16 protein-coding genes are annotated in these 17,316 nt (G+C 72.0%); 9 read left to right on the forward strand and 7 right to left on the reverse strand.

The genetic code is table 11. The features are described from left to right. Positions 1–311: 311 nt before the first annotated feature. Positions 312–1,544 carry a glycosyltransferase gene (locus ACFFGY_RS16275; protein ID WP_377045564.1) on the reverse strand — a complete coding sequence of 411 codons (1,233 nt, stop codon included), beginning with the start codon at positions 1,542–1,544 and terminating at the stop codon, positions 312–314. 28 nt (positions 1,545–1,572) lie between these two features. Beyond that, positions 1,573–2,316, reverse strand: coding sequence for a glycerophosphodiester phosphodiesterase (locus ACFFGY_RS16280; RefSeq protein ID WP_377045565.1), 744 nt, complete (start codon positions 2,314–2,316; stop codon positions 1,573–1,575). 95 nt (positions 2,317–2,411) lie between these two features. Here ACFFGY_RS16280 and ACFFGY_RS16285 point away from each other — a divergent pair, with 95 nt between their 5' ends. Then, the gene (locus tag ACFFGY_RS16285) at positions 2,412–2,723 is read left to right on the forward strand and encodes a hypothetical protein (protein ID WP_377045566.1); all 312 of its coding nucleotides are present in this window, start codon (positions 2,412–2,414) and stop codon (positions 2,721–2,723) included. Positions 2,724–2,746: 23 nt separating this feature from the next. Here the strand turns inward: ACFFGY_RS16285 and ACFFGY_RS16290 are convergent, their stop codons facing one another. After that, the gene (locus tag ACFFGY_RS16290; protein WP_377045567.1) at positions 2,747–3,682 is read right to left on the reverse strand and encodes a nucleoside hydrolase; all 936 of its coding nucleotides are present in this window, start codon (positions 3,680–3,682) and stop codon (positions 2,747–2,749) included. Further along, positions 3,679–4,878 (reverse strand): amidohydrolase, encoded by a 1,200-nt coding sequence (locus tag ACFFGY_RS16295; RefSeq protein WP_377045568.1) that lies wholly within the window; start codon positions 4,876–4,878, stop codon positions 3,679–3,681. The genes ACFFGY_RS16290 and ACFFGY_RS16295 overlap by 4 nt, the downstream gene beginning before the upstream one ends. Positions 4,879–4,985: 107 nt before the next feature. Here ACFFGY_RS16295 and ACFFGY_RS16300 point away from each other — a divergent pair, with 107 nt between their 5' ends. Both ACFFGY_RS16300 and ACFFGY_RS16305 read left to right on the forward strand, forming a co-directional pair. Beyond that, entirely contained in the window at positions 4,986–6,587 is a 1,602-nt protein-coding gene (locus tag ACFFGY_RS16300; RefSeq protein ID WP_377045569.1) for an ABC transporter substrate-binding protein, read from the forward strand. 14 nt (positions 6,588–6,601) lie between these two features. Next, complete coding sequence (locus tag ACFFGY_RS16305) at positions 6,602–8,395, forward strand: adenine deaminase (RefSeq protein WP_377045570.1); 1,794 nt, start codon at positions 6,602–6,604, stop codon at positions 8,393–8,395. Positions 8,396–8,450: 55 nt separating this feature from the next. Here ACFFGY_RS16305 and ACFFGY_RS16310 read toward each other — a convergent pair whose 3' ends face one another. Then, entirely contained in the window at positions 8,451–9,080 is a 630-nt protein-coding gene (locus ACFFGY_RS16310) for an HAD family hydrolase (protein WP_377045571.1), read from the reverse strand. A 153-nt stretch (positions 9,081–9,233) separates the two neighbouring features. Between ACFFGY_RS16310 and ACFFGY_RS16315 the strand changes: the two genes are divergently transcribed. From ACFFGY_RS16315 to ACFFGY_RS16330, 4 genes are all read left to right on the forward strand, one after another. After that, positions 9,234–10,115, forward strand: a complete 882-nt coding sequence (locus ACFFGY_RS16315; protein ID WP_377045572.1) for a transglutaminase family protein — start codon at positions 9,234–9,236, stop codon at positions 10,113–10,115. 270 nt (positions 10,116–10,385) lie between these two features. Then, positions 10,386–12,905, forward strand: a complete 2,520-nt coding sequence (locus ACFFGY_RS16320) for a circularly permuted type 2 ATP-grasp protein (RefSeq protein ID WP_377045573.1) — start codon at positions 10,386–10,388, stop codon at positions 12,903–12,905. Beyond that, positions 12,902–13,768: a transglutaminase family protein gene (locus ACFFGY_RS16325; RefSeq protein ID WP_377045574.1), complete on the forward strand. Its 867-nt coding sequence runs from the start codon at positions 12,902–12,904 to the stop codon at positions 13,766–13,768. The genes ACFFGY_RS16320 and ACFFGY_RS16325 overlap by 4 nt, the downstream gene beginning before the upstream one ends. A 238-nt stretch (positions 13,769–14,006) precedes the next feature. Next, positions 14,007–14,804 (forward strand): SDR family oxidoreductase, encoded by a 798-nt coding sequence (locus tag ACFFGY_RS16330; protein WP_377045575.1) that lies wholly within the window; start codon positions 14,007–14,009, stop codon positions 14,802–14,804. A 32-nt stretch (positions 14,805–14,836) separates the two neighbouring features. Here ACFFGY_RS16330 and ACFFGY_RS16335 read toward each other — a convergent pair whose 3' ends face one another. Beyond that, positions 14,837–15,856, reverse strand: a complete 1,020-nt coding sequence (locus ACFFGY_RS16335; protein ID WP_377045576.1) for a polyprenyl synthetase family protein — start codon at positions 15,854–15,856, stop codon at positions 14,837–14,839. 90 nt (positions 15,857–15,946) lie between these two features. On the opposite strand from ACFFGY_RS16335, the gene ACFFGY_RS16340 reads away from it, so the two are divergent. Beyond that, positions 15,947–16,174, forward strand: coding sequence for a putative signal transducing protein (locus ACFFGY_RS16340; RefSeq protein ID WP_377045577.1), 228 nt, complete (start codon positions 15,947–15,949; stop codon positions 16,172–16,174). Continuing rightward, positions 16,171–17,007: a tRNA1(Val) (adenine(37)-N6)-methyltransferase gene (locus ACFFGY_RS16345; protein ID WP_377045578.1), complete on the forward strand. Its 837-nt coding sequence runs from the start codon at positions 16,171–16,173 to the stop codon at positions 17,005–17,007. Before ACFFGY_RS16340 ends, ACFFGY_RS16345 begins: the two co-directional genes overlap by 4 nt. On the opposite strand, the gene ACFFGY_RS16350 is transcribed toward ACFFGY_RS16345, so the two are convergent. Then, positions 16,925–17,206 carry a hypothetical protein gene (locus ACFFGY_RS16350; RefSeq protein ID WP_377045579.1) on the reverse strand — a complete coding sequence of 94 codons (282 nt, stop codon included), beginning with the start codon at positions 17,204–17,206 and terminating at the stop codon, positions 16,925–16,927. The genes ACFFGY_RS16345 and ACFFGY_RS16350 overlap by 83 nt on opposite strands. Positions 17,207–17,316: the final 110 nt, after the last annotated feature.

Here is a 17,316-nt window from a genome sequence, read left to right on the forward strand (position 1 = left end):
TCAAGGCCCTCGACAACGTCGCCCTGCGCCCCGGCATGCCCGTCGATACCCAGATCAAGACCGGCGAGCGATCCTTCGCCCGCTACATGATCCAGCCCCTCCTCGACAGCTTCCACAAGGCCTTCCACGAACAGTAGAAGCACACACGGCAGCAGGGCAGCAGGGCGCTCCACCCCACGGGAGCGCCCGCACGCGGGCACCACCCACGGTCGCGGAAGGGAACAGCTGCCGACCGGCGTAGGGGGCGCCCAGGGCGTGAGCGGCTTTGCTCGGCGGGCCGTCGCCCCAGCAGGCAGGCGCCGCCAAGCGCCTCAGGCAAAGGTCGACGGGCGGCGCCGCGCGGCGAGCGCGTCGATCAGTGACAGCTGCCGCGGCAGGCAGATGCGGGCGAGGTCGTAGCGCTCCACGACCGTGCGGCGCGCGGCCTGGCGCAGGGAAGCGTAGCGGGCCGGGTCGGCCAGGACGGTGAGCAGCCGTTCCGCCAGGGCCTCGCTGTCGTGGAAGTCGGTCAGCAGGCCGTTGCGGCCATCCTGGATAACCTCCGTGACCGGCGGGGTGGAGGAGGCGACCAGCAGCGCACCGCAGGCCATCGCCTCCAGCGTCGACCAGCTGAGCACGAAGGGCACCGTCAGGTAGACGTGGGCCATGCTCACCCGGAACAGGTTCAGCAGGGCGGCGTAGGGAATGCGACCGGTGAAGAAGAGGCGCGCGGGGTCGAGCTCGCCTAGTTCGGCCAGGATCTTGTTCTTCCAGGTGCCGCCGTCCGTGGGTGCACGGCCGTAGTGCGGCTGGTCGTCGCCCACCACCACGATGCGCAGATTGGGGCGTTCCCGCAGCAGCCTCGGCAGGGTGCGGGCAAAGGTCGGAAAGCCGCGGTAAGGCTCCAGCCCACGCGACACGTAGGTTACGATCTCGTCCCCGACGCGCAGGACCTCGCCATTGGGAAGGGTGAAGCTGGCCTCCGGGTCAGGGCGGCAGGTTGCGGTGTCCACGCCGTCATGCACCAGGCTGGTGCGTTCCCGGAACCAGGGCGGCATGCGGTCGCGCTGCCAACGGGTGGGCGAGATGCCCCAGTCGGCAGCCTGCATCGCCATCAGCAGGGGCGCGTTCATCGCGCGCACCCGCATGGCCGTCTGCACCGTGACCGGCTCGTCTGGCATAAAGCCGACATCGGCGCCCTGGGGGCTGTAGAAGAACTCGCCGTAGAGCAGCAGCGGCGTCGTGGGGAACACGTCCTTGAGGAAGATCGCCTCGCCCCAGCCGAGATGTGCGGCCATGACGTCGGGGCGGAAGCCCTCGCGGCGCAGCGCCAGCGCTTCCTCCGCCACGCGCTCGGCCCGGCGCAGGGCGTTCTCAGCGAAGCGGCCGTAGCGCACCTCCTCGGCCGCCGCGGCGGGCGGCGCGTAGGTCCGCAGCCGCAGCCCCGCCGCCGCCGGGTGCTCGCGCGCGGAAATCACCGCCACCTCGTCGCCCCGGTCGCGCAGCGCGGGGGCGATGTGGGCGTACTGGCCGGGGAAGTTCTGGTGAACGATCAGGGCCTTCACGGTGGCTTCCCTTTCCCGCCGATGCCGCTCAGCGGTCCGCTTCCGCCCGCACCCGCAGGGCGGTCGCGGCGTCGTCGGAGGCCATCATGTCGACGCCCAGCGCCAGCATCCTCGCGGCGCTGTCGGCGTGATTGGCGCCCCACACCGCGATGCGCAGCCCGGCATCTCGCAGCACCCGCGTGAGTTCCGCATCCAAGGCGTCGACATGGGTTTCCACGGCGCGCAGACCGTGCGCCTTCGCGACGCCAACCACACCCGCCGCGCCGAGTTCGCGCAGCATCGACGGGCCGAAGAGCCAGGCCACGTGATCGAGGCCGCCGGCCGCTTCCGCCGCCGCGGCGGTCGGGGCGTGAAAGGCGATGATGCCGCAGCGGGAACGGCGGTTCGCGGCGTCGAGGCAGCGCAGCGTGCGTTCCAGGATGCCGGGATAGGGCTGCCCTGAATTGTCGGTCTTGATCTCGATCTGCAGGCCGGTGCCGGTGGGGGCAAGAAGTGCGACCACCTCGCTCAACTTCGGGATACGATCCCCACCGGCGCCGCGCAGGCGGAGCCTGTCTAAATATTCGGCAGGTTGCAGCCGAACCGGTCCGAATCCTTCGGTTGTACGCTCAAGTGTTGCATCATGCAGAACAAAGAGCTCATTATCTACTGATGAGTGAATGTCGCACTCAATGAAATCAACCCCAAGTTGTATTGAACTTTCAAATGCACGCGTGCTGTTCTCGACGTTCAGGAATGCACTGCCGCGATGCGCAATGACCTTTGTCGCCACGAAAAATCGCTCCCCGCGTTTTGAAAACTTGTCGCTGGCACCCGCATCGGGTTGAAGTTAACGAGGCTTCAACTTTTACGATGTGGGGACGGACAATGCCTCTTTGCCTGGTGTTGCATGACCTTCCCAGCGGCGGCGCCGAGGTTCTCGAGGCCGCGATCTGGGAAGTATCGGAAAGCCATTGGGTTGTCGCCGCCAACACGCTGTTCGTTTCGAGCGACGTGTCGGTCGGCTACCTGTCGGACCATCTTCGGGGCGCCCTCCGCCGCAGCGGCATGCAGGGTTGGATCATGGTTCTCCAGGCTGCCTCCGACGTCGTCTCAGCCGGTCTCGGCGAGGATGCGCAGGCCTGGCTGCGTGAGCAGTCGCCGGCGGCGGAAGAAGTGACCACAACCGCGCTGAGCTGAACCGGCGGCAGCCGTGCTTCCGCTCACGGCAGCGTTGCCAGCCGCGCGCCCAGGCGGCTGAAGAAGGTCGGCGCGTCCAGCGTTTCGGCCAGGGTGACGTGGGGCTGACGACCCGTCCGGTTCCACCGGTCCACATGGGTCCTGCCACGGCCCGGCCCTTCCCCGCATTCCACCGTCACCGACACCTCACGGCAGGTGAACAGTTCCGGCCACAGCACCAGCGCCACGGCGCAGGGGTCGTGCAGCGGCGTTCCGCGGCCGTTGAAGCGCTTCGAGCGTGGGATGGCCGCCAGCACGTCGCAGGCGGTGGCGAGGCAGCGGCTGCTGCCGGCCTCCCGCAGGTTCGCGATCACCTCAGGGGTCACCAGGGCCTGAGCGGTCAGGTCCAGTGTAACGAGCGACACCGGCAGGCCGGTGGCCAGCACCATCGCCAGGGCCTCGGGGTCGGAAGCGGCGTTGAACTCGGCCGAAGGGGTCCAGTTGCCCTCGCCCCAGGCGCCCGTCATCAGCACGATCTCGCGCACGCGGCTGAACAGCTCTGGCTCCGGCGCCAGGGCCAGCGCCAGGTTGGTGGCGGGGCCCAGGCCGATCAGCGTGACCTCACCCGGTGCGGCGTCGCGCAGCAGCGCACGGATCGCGTCGGCGGCGATGCCGGGGGCGGCGGGCGGTCCTTCCGGCAGGGTGATGCCGCCGATGCCGTTCACCGCATGGACGTTGGTTTCCGAGCGGTATTCCCCCAGGATCGGGCGCCGGGCGCCGCCCACCACGGGAACGGGCCGGCCGGCAAGGCCGGTGACGGCGCGGGCATTGGCCAGCGTCAGGTCGAGCCCGACATTGCCGCCCGCCACGGTCACGAGCCGCAGGTCGATCTCGGGCGAGGCCATGGCCAGCCACAGCGCCACCGCGTCGTCGGTTCCCGGGTCGCAGTCGATGACGACGGTGCGTCGCGCGTCGCTCATGGAAGTTCGGTTTCCACCAGGCTGCACCAGTAGGCGGCGCCATGGGCCAGGATGGCGTCGTTGAAGTCGTAGTGCGGGTTGTGCTGCTGCCCCTCGGGGTGCTTCGGCGGGCCCATGCCGATGAACGCGTAGGCGCCGGGGCGGGCCTGGAGCATGAAGGCGAAATCCTCGCCAGGGGTGATCGGCTCCGGGTCGTCCACCACCTGCTCCGCCCCCACCGTGGCGGCCGCGGCGCGCACGGCGACGGCGCTCTGTTCCGGGTGGTTGATCGTGGGCGGGTTGCGCCAGTGGTAGGTCGCCTCGACCGCAACGTCGTTGGCGGCGGCGATGGCTTCCGCGATGGCCGGGATGCGGCGGGCCAGGAGTTGGCGCTCCTCTTCCCGGAAGGCGCGGGCGGTGCCGCTGACGAAGACCTCGGACGGGATGACGTTGGGGGCCTTGCTGTCGCCGGCCGCGATATGGCCGACGGACACCACGGCGCTCTGCAGCGGGTCGACGTTGCGGGCCACGATCGAGTGGATCGCCGCGATGAACTGCGCGGCGGCGAGCGGCGCATCGGTGGCCAGATGCGGCCGCGCGCCGTGGCCGCCCTGCCCGGTGAAGCGCGCTTCCCAGGTGTCGGAGGAAGCCAGCGCGCGGGTCCTGGGCACCGCGATCACGCCGGGTTCGCGGTCGAGCACGTTGTGCAGCCCGTAGACCGCGTCGACGGGGAAGCGGTCGAACAGCCCTTCGGCGATCATCTCCCGCGCGCCGCCCAGCGACTCCTCAGCCGGCTGGAAGATGAAGTGGACGGTGCCGGAGAAGCGCTCCGGATGGGCGGCGAGGTACTTCGCGGCACCCAGCAGCATCGCGGTATGGCCGTCATGGCCGCAGGCATGCGTCACGCCCGGCACCGTGCTGGCGTAGGGCGCGCCCGTCAGCTCCGGCATGGCGAGCGCGTCCATGTCGGCGCGCAGCGCGATGGCGCGGTTGCCCGAGGCACCGCCCTTCCCGCCGGCCCCGCGGCCGCGCAGCGTGCCGACCACGCCGGTGGTGGCGATGCCCTCGGCGACCTCGATCCCGGCCTCGCGCAGCTCGCGCGCCACGATGGCCGCGGTGCGGTGCTCGGTGAAGCCCAGCTCCGGATGCGCGTGGATGTCGCGGCGCCAGGCGGTCATGGCGGGGATCAGGGCGGCGAGGTCGTCCGGCTTCGTCATGCGGTGTCCGTGTTCGGCTCGGTCGGGCGGCGTATCGGTCTTGCGTTTCCGCCCCCGCGGGATCATGGCACGAGAGGTTCTTCACCGCCACCGGACGCCCCCGACCCATGCGCCTGCGCGACGCCCTGCTCGCTTCCCTCGTTCCCGCCGCGGCGGCCATCGCGCTGGCATCGGCCGCGCCCGCCGCCGCCCAGGCGCCCGCGAACGACACGCTGCGCATCGCGGTGGAGGGTGGGCCCACCAGCATCGACCCGCACTTCGCCAGCGTCATCACCAACTACGCCTATGGCCGCCACTACTTCCAGCCGCTGATGGAACAGGACGCGCAGCAGGTCCTGCGCCCGGCCATCGCGACGAGCTGGCGCGCGGTGGACGCGCTGACCTGGGAGATCAAGCTCGATCCCCGCGTGCGCTTCCAGGACGGCACGCCGGTCACGGTGGATGATGTGGCCTTCACGCTGGCCCGCGCCGGCGACGTGCCGAACTCGCCCTCCTCGCTCAACACCTATACCCGTCCCATCAAGTCGGTGGAGCAGGTGGACGCGCAGACGCTGCGCATCCACACGGCCGAGCCGACGCCGCTGATGGCGAACTACCTGTCCATGGTGATGATCCTGGCCAAGCACGCGGCCGAGGGGCTTTCCACCGCCGACTTCAACGCCGGCAAGGGCATGGTGGGCACCGGCCCCTATCGCTACGTGAGCTGGAGCCCCGGCGGCATCGCGGTGATGGACCGCTACGACGGCTTCGTGGGCACCAAGCCCGCCTTCCGGCGCGTGGAGTTCCGGCCGATCCCCAATGCCGGGTCGCGCGTCGCGGCCCTGCGGGCCGGCGACGTGGACCTGATCGAGGTGGTGCCGACCGACCAGTTCGATCGCCTGAAGGCCGACGCAAACTTCGCCGTGTCGTCGAGTCCTTCGAACCGGCTGATGTTCCTGACGCTGGACAGCGGGCGCGAGAACTCGCCCTTCGTGCACGGGCGCGACGGCGGCACGATTCCCAACCCCCTGCGCGACGTGCGGGTGCGCCGCGCGCTGAGCAAGTCGATCAACCGCGAGGCGCTGGTGTCGCGGGTGATGCAGGGTCAGGGCCTGCCGTCCAACGACCTGGCGCCGCCGGGCTATTTCGGCACCTCGCCGGAGCTTCAGAAGCCCGAGCCCTTCGACCTCGCCGGCGCCAAGGCGCTGCTGACCGAGGCCGGCTTCCCCAACGGCTTCGCGCTGCAGATCAACGGGCCCAACGACCGCTACGTCAACGACGAGCAGGTGGTGCAGGCGATCGGCCAGATGTGGAGCCGCCTCGGCCTCCAGGCCACGGTGGAAACCAAGCCCCGCGGCCCGTGGCTGAGCGAGGCGGCGCAGATGAAGTATTCGGTGAACTTCACCGGCTTCTCGCCCAATCCCGAGGTGCTGGGGATGCTGGAAACCCAGGTCCACACCTTTGATCCCTCGAAGGGCTTCGGCGCGCAGAATCGCGGCCGCTTCAGCAACCCCGAGGAAGACCGGCTGATCGAGCAGGTCCGCACCACCATGGACGACGCCCAGCGCGCCAAGCTGAGCCAGGAGGCCACGAAGATGGCGATCCTGCGCGACCAGGCGATCATCCCGCTGTATTTCCAGACCAACACCTGGGCGATGCGCAAAGGGCTCAGCTACGAGGCGCGCACCGACGAGATGACGCTGGCCACCAGCGTCCGGGTGGCCCAGTGAGGGTGGCGGGGGCCGTGGCGGGCTTCCAGCCCCAGGCGCCGATCCCGGCGGTGGTGCGTCGCCGCGCGGTGCAGGCGGCGCGCGGCGCCCTGCCCTTCGACCTCCTGCTGCGCGGCGGCACGGTGGTGGATGTCGCGACCGGTGAGCTGCGGGCTGCGGATGTCGGCATCGTGGGCGGGCTGATCGCCTCGGTGCATCCGCCCGGATCGCGCGACGACGCGGCAGCCGTGCACGACGTGTCGGGACGCTTCCTGGCGCCGGGCTTCGTGGACAACCACCTCCACTTCGAATCCTCCTTCATGGCCCCGGCGGACTACGCCGCGACGGTGGTGCCGCACGGCGTGACCACCACGGTGTGGGACCCGCACGAGCTCGCCAACGTGGTGGGCGTGGCGGGCGTGCGCTGGGCGGTCGAGGCCTCGCGCGGGTTGCCGCTGCGGGTGCTGGTGGCGGCGCCCTCCTCCGTGCCCTCGGCGCCGGGGCTGGAAGTCGCGGGCGCCGAGATCGGGCCTGCCGAGATGCGCGAGATGCTGGATTGGCCCGAGATCGCGGGCGTGGCCGAGGTCATGGACATGGCCGGCGTGCTGTCCGGCTCGGAGCGGATGGAGGGCATCGTTGCGGCCGGTCTGGCGTCGAGCAAGAACGTCAACGGCCACGGGCGCGACCTCGCGGGCGGGGACCTGCAGGCCTACGCCGCCTCGGGCGTGAGCTCGGACCACGAGATCACCTCCGGCGAGGACCTGCTGGCGAAGCTGCGGGCCGGCCTGACGGTGGAGCTGCGCGGCAGCCACGACAACGTGCTGCCCGGTGCGGTGGCGGCGATCCGCGCCCTGCCGGTGTTTCCGGCCGGCGTCGTCGCCTGCACCGACGACATCTTTCCCGACGAGCTGGTGGAGAAAGGCGGATTGCGCGACACGCTGGCCCGCCTCATCGCGCGCGGCCTGCGTCCCGTCGAGGCGATCCGGCTGGCGACGCTGAACTCCGCGCTGCGTCTCAAGCGCGATGACATCGGCATCGTAGCGGCGGGTCGGCGGGCGGAGATCGTGGTGCTGAGCGACCTCGACGCCGTCACGGTGGAGCGCGTCTACGTCGAGGGGCGGCTGGTGGCCGAGGATGGCCGCATGGTCGAGGCGCTGCCCCGCGACCTCGCCGACGCGCCGCGCGACACGGTGAAGCTCTCGCCGCAGCCGCCCGAGGCTTTCCGGCTGACCGTGGAAGGCGTGCGGGATGGCCGGGCGGTGCTGCCGGTGGTGGGCGGCGCCCGCGTGGTCCACTGGGCCGAGGTGGAGGTGGAGGTGCAGAACGGCGCGGCGGTCCTGCCGGCCGGGCACTGCTTCGTGGCGATCTTCCACCGCCACGGCCGGCGCGACCCGGCGCCGATGGTGTGCCTGATGGATGGCTGGGGTGAGCCGACCGGCGCGGTGGCCACCACGATCAGCCACGACAACCACAACCTGCTGGTGATGGGGCGCGATCCCGCCGACATGGCGGCGGCGGCCAACGCGCTGATCGCCTGCGGCGGCGGTATGTCGGTGGCGGCGGGCGGCGCGGTGACGGCGGTGATGCCGCTGCCGATCGCGGGGCTGCTGGCGGAAACGCCGCCGGAAGAGACCGCACGCACCTTCGCGCAACTGCGCGCCGCGGCGGACTCGGTGATGCAGTGGCAACCGCCCTTCCGGGTGTTCCGCGGCGTCACCGGCATCTCGCTGGCCTGCAACCCGGGGCCGCACCCGACCGACCTCGGCATCACCGACGGCGGGACGGGCGAGGTCCGGGCGCCGAACCGGCCGGTCCGCGTCCTGGACTGAACGGCGGGGCCTGAACGGTCCGCCCCACCCGGCGGCGGCTACCTGGCGGGTTGGGTCAGGCCTCGGCCAGCGGGAAGCCCAGCCTGCGCAGTTCGGCCCGCAGCGCCTCGGGCGAGGTGAAGCGGATGCCATGGATGCCCAGCGCCGTGGCGGCCTCGGCATTGCGGGGCACGTCGTCGATGAACACGGCCTCGGCCGGGTTGATCTCGAAGCGGCTGAGGATCAGGCGGAAGATCGCCGGGTCGGGCTTGATCAGCTTTTCCGCGCCCGACACCAGCGTGCCGCGGAACAGCGCCATGAAGTCGAAGCGCTCCAGCGCCACGGGAAAGGTTTCCGCCGACCAGTTGGTGAGCGCAAAGAGCGGCGTGCCGGCGACGTGCAATTCCCGCAGGATGCGCACCGTGCCCTCGATGGAGCCCGCGATCATCTCGGGCCAGCGGTGATGGTAGGCGTCGATCATCGGTGCCTGTTCCGGGAACTTGGCCCGCAGCTCCGCCGTGGCCTCGGCCCAGGACCGGCCGGCATCCTGCTGGAGGTTCCAGGCGCCCGTGCAGACCTCCGCCAGGAAGCGCTCCATCGCGGCTTCGTCGCCGGGAAACAGCTTGCGGTACAGGTGGCGCGGGTCCCAGTCGATCAGCACGCCGCCGAGGTCGAAGATTACCGTTTTGCGCGCGGCGGCGATCATGCGAGGCTATCCGTCCTTGGGGATGCGGCAAGCGATACGCCGCTCCCCCGATTTCCGGCAAGACGCGCCGGCCCACGCGGCGGGGCCAGTGCCGGCCGGATCCTTCGCGCCCCTGCGCGCCCCGCCTTCTTCCGGGAGAGTTCCCCAGTTCCCATGCCACCGATCGTCGCGCTGTCCCATCGCACGCTCTACCAGTATGCCCGTCCGGTCTCGCTCGGGCCCCAGACCGTGCGCCTCCGCCCGGCGCCGCACGCGCGGACGGCGGTGCTGGGCTATTCGCTGATGGTGTCGCCCCACCCGCGCAGCATCCACTGGCTGCGCGACCCGGCCGGCAACGCGCTGGCACGGGTGCTGATGGGGCATCCGGTGGACAGCTTCGGGCTGACGGTGGACCTGTCGCTGGACCTGACACCCTTCAACCCCTTCGACTTCTTCTTGGAGCCGGAGGCGGCGCGCTGGCCCTTCCGCTACCCGGCGATGCTGGAGGCGATGCTGGCGCCCTACCGGCAGGACGGACCGCCCTCGCCCGCCGTGGCGGCACTGCTGCTGGAGTTCGGGCGCGGGGCGAGCGGCACGGTGGAGGTGCTGGTGGCGGCCAATACGCTGGTCAATCGCCGCGTCGCCTATATCCAACGCGCCGAGCCCGGCATCTGGAGCCCGGAGGAAACGCTGGAGGCCGAGCAGGGCTCCTGCCGCGACTCCGCTTGGCTGATGGTCGGGCTGCTGCGGGCGCTGGGCTTCGCGGCACGCTTCTGTTCCGGCTACCTCGTGCAATTGGCGGATGAGAACGGAGGCGACCGGGCGGACCTGCATGCCTGGGCCGAGGCCTGGCTGCCGGGCGCCGGCTGGATCGGCCTCGATGCCACCTCGGGCCTGCTGACCGCGGAAGGCCACGTGCCGCTGGCGGCGGCCCCGGCGCCCGATGCCGCTATGGCCGTGACCGGGTGGCTGGAGCCGGTGGAAAGCCGCTTTTCCTTCGAGATGGAGGTGTCCCGCCTCGATCGCGGCACGATGACGGCCAGCGAGGCGAAGTGACGGGAGGGCGCGACGGGGCGGGAGAGCGCGACGGGGCGGGAGAGCGGGGGCCGCGGGGTGCGGGCCGGTGGCTGGCGCGATGGCGCGACCCGCGGCTAGAACTCCCCATGCGCGAGCCTCGCCCGTTCCTGCCCCCACCCCCGTTTGCGCGCCACCCCGGCGTCCTGACCGGCGAGCGGGTTCCGGCCTGGCTGCGCCGCTTACCCCTCCGGCTGGGTACGCCTCGACGGCCGGCGCGCCGGCCGGCCGTCGTGACGGGCGGCCGCTAGCATGTCCGGCGTCAGCGACGAGATGGTGGACGGCACCGGCCGGGTGCGGCCGCACTGGCGCGGTGTGCTGGGCTCGCTCGCGCCCCTGCCGCAGGAGGAGCTGGCGAGCCGCGCGCGCAGCCTCGACCGCGCCTTGGAAGAAGGCATCCCGGCGCTGTTGCCATCGGAGGAACGGGTGGCCTCCGCCTGGCGGTGCGACCTGCTGCCCATGCCGATCGCCGCCGCGGAGTTCGCCGCGCTGGAGGCCGGGCTGGCGCAGCGGGCGCGGCTGCTGGACCTGATCCTGCGCGACCTTTACGGCCCGCAGGCGCTGCTGCGCGACGGGCTGGTGCCGCCGGAGCTGGTGTTCCGCAACCCGGGCTTCCTGCGCCCCTGCCACGTGCCGGACCGGCTGCCCGAAGTGGCGCTGCTCTCGGCCCTGGCGACCGACCTGCGCCGCGACCGCGACGGGCAGTGGCGCGTGGTGGGCGATTCCACCGCCCGCATGTCGGGGCTGGCGCAGGCGCTGGAAAACCGGCGGCTGCTGCCGCGCGTGGTGCCGGAACTGTTTCATCGCGCAGCACTTCGGCCGCTGCGGCCCTTCGTGGAAGCCTGGCAGGATGCCCTGCGCGAGGCCGCTCCGCCGGGTCATGAGGACGATGCCGTGGCGCTGCTGACGCCCGGCGTCGGCGACCCGAGCTGGGCCGAGAACGTGACGCTGGCGCGCGCCCTGGGCTGCCTGCCGGTGGAGCCGGGCGACCTCAGCGTGCGGCGCGGGCGGTTGTTCCTGAAGACCCTGCAGGGGCTGCAGCCGGTGGGCGTGCTGCTGCGGCGGATGCCGGGATGGATGCTCGACCCGCTGGAATTCGACGCACCGGCCGCGAATGGCGTGGTCGGGCTGATGGACGCCGCCCGGCACGGCGCGGTGCGGCTGGTCAACGACCCGGGCGCGGCTCTGGTGGAAGCGCCGGGCTTCGCGCCGCTCCTGCCCGCGCTGTGCCGCCACCTGCTCGGCGAGGCATTGCTGCTGCCGGCACTGGAAACCCTGCCGATGACCGATTCCGCGTCGCGGGAGCGGGTAGCGCGGGAAGCGTCCTCCTGGCTGCTGCGCCCGGCGGCCGATCCGGACGGCGCGATGCGCCCGGCTTCCGAGGGCTGGGCCGAAGCGGCGGCTGCCCCGGCGCAATGGGTTGCCGTGCGGCGGACGGAGGCCTCGCAGGCCCCCTTCTGGTCGGCCGGCGGCAAGGAGCCGGGCCCTGTGCAGCTGCGGATGTTCCTGATGGCCGACGGCGCAGGCTGGCACGTCATGCCGGGCGGCTTCGCGCGCCGCCTGCCGCCCGGCGCCGATCCTGGGGCACTGCCCGGCGCCCGGGTGCCCGAGGCCGGGCTGTGCAAGGATGTCTGGGTTCTCGACGAGGAGCAGGACCAGCCGGTCACGAGCCGCGTGGCCGCGCGTGCCCCGGCAGCGCGGGCGGTGATGATGGGGATCCCCTCGCGCGCTGGCGACAACCTGTTCTGGCTCGGCCGCTACGTCGAGCGGCTGGACAATGCTGCGCGCCTCGCCCGCGCCGCGCTGACGCGGCTGGAACGCGACGCGCTGCTGCCGCACGAGATGGCGGAGCTCGCCACCCTCACCCGCTGCCTGGTGGAGGTCGGCATGGCCACGGCCGCCGAGGCGCCGGTGGCGGGCGACACGGCGGCACTGCGCCGCGCCCTGCTGCGCGCCGCGGCGCCGGACGGCACGCTGAGCCGGATGTTCGACCGGATCGCCCGGCTGGTGGATGCCACGCGCGACCGGCAGACCGGCGACATGCACGACGCCTTCCTTCACCCGTTGCGGGAAATGCGCGGCAGCCTGCCCGGCGTTCGCGACCTGGGCGACCTGTCGCGGCTGACCGGCGCCATGCTGCGCTACGCCGCCGCGGTGGCGGGGGTGGCTGCGGAAAACATGGTGCGCGGCGGGGCGCACACCTTTCTCGACCTCGGGCGGCGAGTGGAGCGGGCGCAGAGCATCGCGGGCGCCCTGGCGCTGGCGCTGGACCAGCCGCCGGCACGGCAGGAGGCAGGGCTGCGGCTGGCGCTGGAACTGTGTGACTCGGTGATCACCTATCGCACCCGCCACCTCGCGGCGCCGCAGCCGGGGCCGGTGCTGCGGCTGGTGCTGTCGGACAACGGCAACCCGCGCGGGCTGGGCTTCCAGTTCGAGCAGGCGCGCCGGCTGCTGGAACAGGTCGGCGGCGGCGGAGCCCCGGGAAGCCAGGGAAAGGAAGCAGAGGAGGTTCCGCTGGATGCCCGGGTGGATGCCCCGGGGAACAGCCAGGAAAACGGCGGGCCGCTGGCGGCCGAGGCGGCGTTGCTGATGGAGGAGATGGTGTCGATCGTGGAGGCCGAGGGCGTCGGCGCTTCGGCACGGCTGGCGGTGGTGGCCGGGCGCGCGGCGGCGCTGGCCGAGGCGATCTCGCGCCGCTACTTCACGCTGCTGCCGCCGCTGCACAGCCTCGGGCCGGCGCGGCACCCTGACGCGCTGCGGGGGGCGGCATGATCCTGCGGGTCCGGCACCGGACGGGCTACAGCTACCAGCACCCGGTCGAGATGGCGACGCACATGCTCTACCTGTCGCCACGGCCGCTGCCGCATCAGCACGTGCTGCGCGACACCATCCGTTCCCTGCCCGAGGCGGCGCGGGTGACGGAAGGGCTGGATCATTTCGGCAACCGCGTCGCCTGGCTGTTTCTCGACAGCGCCCACGACTGCTTCGAGGTGGTGGCGGAGTCCGAGGTGGAGGTGCGCTTCCCCGATCCTCCGCCGGTCAAAGCCACGCCGCCGTGGGAGCGGGTGGCGGGATGGGCCGCGACGGAGGCGGAAGTGGCGGAGTTCACCTGCCCGAGCCCGATGGTGCCGGTGGGAGACGCGCTGCGCGACTTCGCCCTGCCCTCCTTCGCGCCCGGCCGGCCGGTGCTGGCGGGGTTACTGGACCTCAACGCGCGCTTCCGCCGGGACTTCCGCTTCCGCTCCGGCGTCACCGGCATCGCCACGCCGGTGGAGGAGATCCTGCGGCGGCGCGAAGGCGTGTGCCAGGACTTCTCGCACCTGATGATCGCCGGGCTGCGGAGCCTGGGCATCCCGGCGCGCTACACCTCGGGCTACATCCGCACCTATCCGCCGCCAGGGCAGCCGCGTCGCGAAGGGGCCGACATGTCGCATGCCTGGGTCGGCGCCTGGATGGGGCCGGAACACGGCTGGATCGACCTCGACCCGACCAACGACCTAGTGCTGGCGGAAGAACACGTGGTGCTCGGCTGGGGACGCGACTTCGGCGATGTTTCGCCGCTGCGCGGAATTATTCTAGGCGGCGGGCGGCACCGGCTGGAGGTCGGGGTGGACCTGGCGCCCGTCGCCGACTGACGGCGTTGCGCGAGGACCTCCGGGCCCGCGCAGCCGTGGGATCATCCCTTTGCCGGACGCCGGATGCGGCCCCTGCCCCGTGCTGCCGGGTGCCGGCGCGACGTGCCGGGCGTCCCCCGGTGTCGCCCGGGCAGCGATCGGGCCGTGCCTTCCGCGAGCGGCGGAAATCCGTGGCCCCGGCCTCTCGCCCGATCGCCGCGGATGGGCTTCCATGTCGGGAATTTTCAGGGAGGTCATCATGTCCGAAACCAACGACGCAGCCCGTCCGGAAACCTGCGCGGGCGGAACCGTGCGGGTCGCGGTGGTGACGGGCGCGGGCTCGGGCATCGGGCGCGCGGCGGCGCTGGCGCTGCTGGCCGATGGCTGGTCGGTGGCGCTGGCCGGGCGGCGGCAGGACGCGCTGGAAGCGACGGCCGCGCTTGCCGGCGAGGCCGCGGGGCGCTGCCTGCCGGTGGCGACCGACGTGGCCGACCGGGACTCGGTGGCGGCGCTGTTCGCGGCGGTGGAACGGCGCTGGGGCCGGGTCGACCTGCTGTTCAACAATGCCGGCCGCGGCAGCCCCGCGGTGGATTTCGACGAGATCCGCTTCGAGGACTGGGCCGGCGTGGTCGCGGCGAACCTCACCGGCGCCTTCCTGTGCGCCCAGGCGGCCTACGGCATGATGAAGCGGCAACAGCCGCGCGGCGGGCGCATCATCAACAACGGCTCGATCAGCGCGCATGTGCCGCGTCCGGGCAGCGCACCCTATACCGCCAGCAAGCACGCGATCAGCGGGCTGACCAAGTCGATCGGCCTCGACGGCCGCAAGCACGACATCGCCTGCGGGCAGATCGACGTGGGCAATGCCGCCACCGAGATGACCGAGCGCATGAACAACGGCGTGCTGCAGCCCGACGGCCGGATGATGGTGGAGCCGCGCATGGACGTGGCCAATGTCGGGCGCGCCGTGGCCTACATGGCCTCGCTGCCGCTGGACGCCAACGTGCAGACCATCACGGTGATGGCGACGCAGATGCCTTTCCTGGGGCGCGGCTGAGCGCCGGCGCCTGGCTCAACGCCCCGCGCGCCTCAGCGCGCGCGGGCGATGCAGAAGCCGACGATCTCGGCCAGCGAGCGACGCTCCGGCCCGTCGGGGAAACAGGCCAGGGCTTCCAGCGCCGACTGGCCATAGTCGTTGGCGCGGGCCAGCGTGTCCTCGAAGGCGCGATGGCGCTGCATGAGCGACAGGGCCTGCGGCAGGTCGGCCTCGGTCTGCTCGCGCTCCTCGAGGACGCGGCGCCAGAAGACGCGCTCCTCCTCCGTGCCGCGCTCGTAGGCCAGGAGCACCGGCATGGTGATCTTGCCCTCGCGGAAATCGTCGCCGACCGTCTTGCCGAGCTCGGCCTGCCGCGCGGAATAGTCCAGCGCGTCGTCCACCAGCTGGAAGGCCATGCCGAGGTCGTGGCCGTAGCGGTGCAGCGCCAGCGCCTCGGCCTCGGGCCGGTCGGCCACCACGGCGCCGATCTCGGTGGCGGCGGCGAACAGGGCGGCGGTCTTGCCGGCGATCACCTGGAGGTACTGCTCCTCGGTGGTGGCGGTGTCGTTCTGGGTGACCAGCTGGAGGACCTCGCCCTCCACGATCGTGGCCGCCGCCTGGCTCAGGATCGCCAGCACCCGCAGCGAGCCGTCGCGCACCATCAGCTGAAAGGCGCGGGCGAACAGGAAGTCGCCCACCAGCACGGAAGGCTTGTTGCCGAACAGGGCGTTGGCGCTGGCCTGGCCGCGGCGGAGGTTGCTCTCGTCCACCACGTCGTCGTGCAGCAGCGTCGCGGTGTGGAGGAACTCGACGCAGGCGGCGAGCGCGGCGTGGCGCTTGCCCCGGTAGCCGCACATGCGGGCGGCCGCCAGGGTGAGCAGCGGGCGCAGCCGCTTGCCGCCGGCGGCCACGATATGGGCGGCAAGCTGCGGGATCAGCGCCACCGGGCTGTCCATGTGCTCGACGATCAGCCGGTTGCACAGCTCAAGGTCGTCGCGCACCAGATCGGTCAGCGTCGTGAGCGCGGCCTCGGGATTCAGGTCAGAGGCGGTGTGAGTGACAACAACGCTCAAGCGGGGATTGACCTTGGTTTGACTGGCCGCACCATAAACACCCCCTGGTGCCACGCCAAGGCAGAGGGGGCAGTGATCGGAAACAGGCCTATGCACATCCTGGCGACCGGGGCGGACCCGGTGCGTCTGAGCTTCCTGCAGTCCCTGCTGCGCGATGCCGGCATCCCGTCCGTGGTGCTGGACGCGCAGATCAGCGCGCTGGAAGGCGGGATCGGCGCCTTCCCGCGCCGGCTGGCGGTGAGCGACCGGGATGCGGCAGCGGCCCGTGCCGTGTTGCGGGAAGCGCAGCTGCCCGAAGGCGGGATGCTGCAGGATTGAACGATCCCGCGCAGGACGCGCCGGAGATGCGCGAGGACAGGCTGCTCGGCGGCCGCGTGCGGCTGCGCCAGCCGGCCGACGGGCTGCGGGCCGGGCTGGACGCGGTGATGCTGGCAGCGGCGGTTCCGGCCCGGCCAGGCGAGCGCGTGCTGGAGCTGGGCACCGGCAGCGGCCCGGCGGCGCTGTGCCTGCTGGCGCGGGTTCCCGGCAGTTCCGTGGTGGCGGTGGAGCGCGACGCCGGACTGGCCGCGCTGGCGGCGGAAAACCTGGCGCTGAACGGCTGGTCGGACCGCGGCACCGTCAGGCAGGCGGATATCGTGGATCGAGCGGCGCTGCGCGACCTGCCGATCGCCGATCACGGCATGGCCAATCCGCCCTACTGGGAAGACGGGCGGGCCTCGCCCGATGCGCGACGGGCCGCTGCCATGCACGAGTGCGCGGCGGTGCCGCTGCTTCGCTGGACCGCGGCCCTGTCACGCGGGGTGCGGCGCGGCGGTACGGGGGTGCTGATCCTGCCGGCGTCGCGGCTGCTCGACGGTCTCGGTGCGCTGCGCGAGGTTGGTTTCGGAAGCCTGGCGGTGCTGCCGCTCTGGCCACGCGCCGGCGAGGCGGCGCGGCGTGTCCTGCTGCTCGGCCGGGTGGGCGGCCGGGGACCGGACAGGGTGCTGCCGGGGCTGGTGCTGCATCACGGCCGGGACTGGACCGGGGAGGCCCAGGCGATCCTGCGCGACGCGGCGCCCCTGCCCGGCCTCAGCCCCCTTCCTCGGGGTGGCGCAGGAGCCAGAGCCGTTCATGCGCCGCCACCAGGCTCTCCATGCTCTTGCGACGGTTGACGTCGGGCTGAAGCGGCCGGCGGGTGAGCATCATCTCCAAGAGGCGGAGGAGTTCCTCCGCGACCTCGAACTCGCTCTGGTCGCAGGCATGATGAAAGGCGATCAGGATCTTGTCCGTGAGGCGCCGAGTTTGCCGCGGTGCCGGCGTGGTGGGTGGCACGAAGCGGGTGCCGTCGTTGTTTTGGTTACCTTCAGCCATGCACGGCCGGTGCCTCGTGAACTGGGTCTGCAACGCCCGGGACGAGAACGGCCCAGGGCATTACAACCAGAGTAGCCGCTCCGCCCGCAGGACGGAACCCGCTCCGACAG

The sequence above is a fragment of the Roseomonas elaeocarpi genome (assembly GCF_042433915.1).
In the GTDB taxonomy this organism is placed as follows: Bacteria; Pseudomonadota; Alphaproteobacteria; order Acetobacterales; family Acetobacteraceae; genus Roseomonas; species Roseomonas elaeocarpi.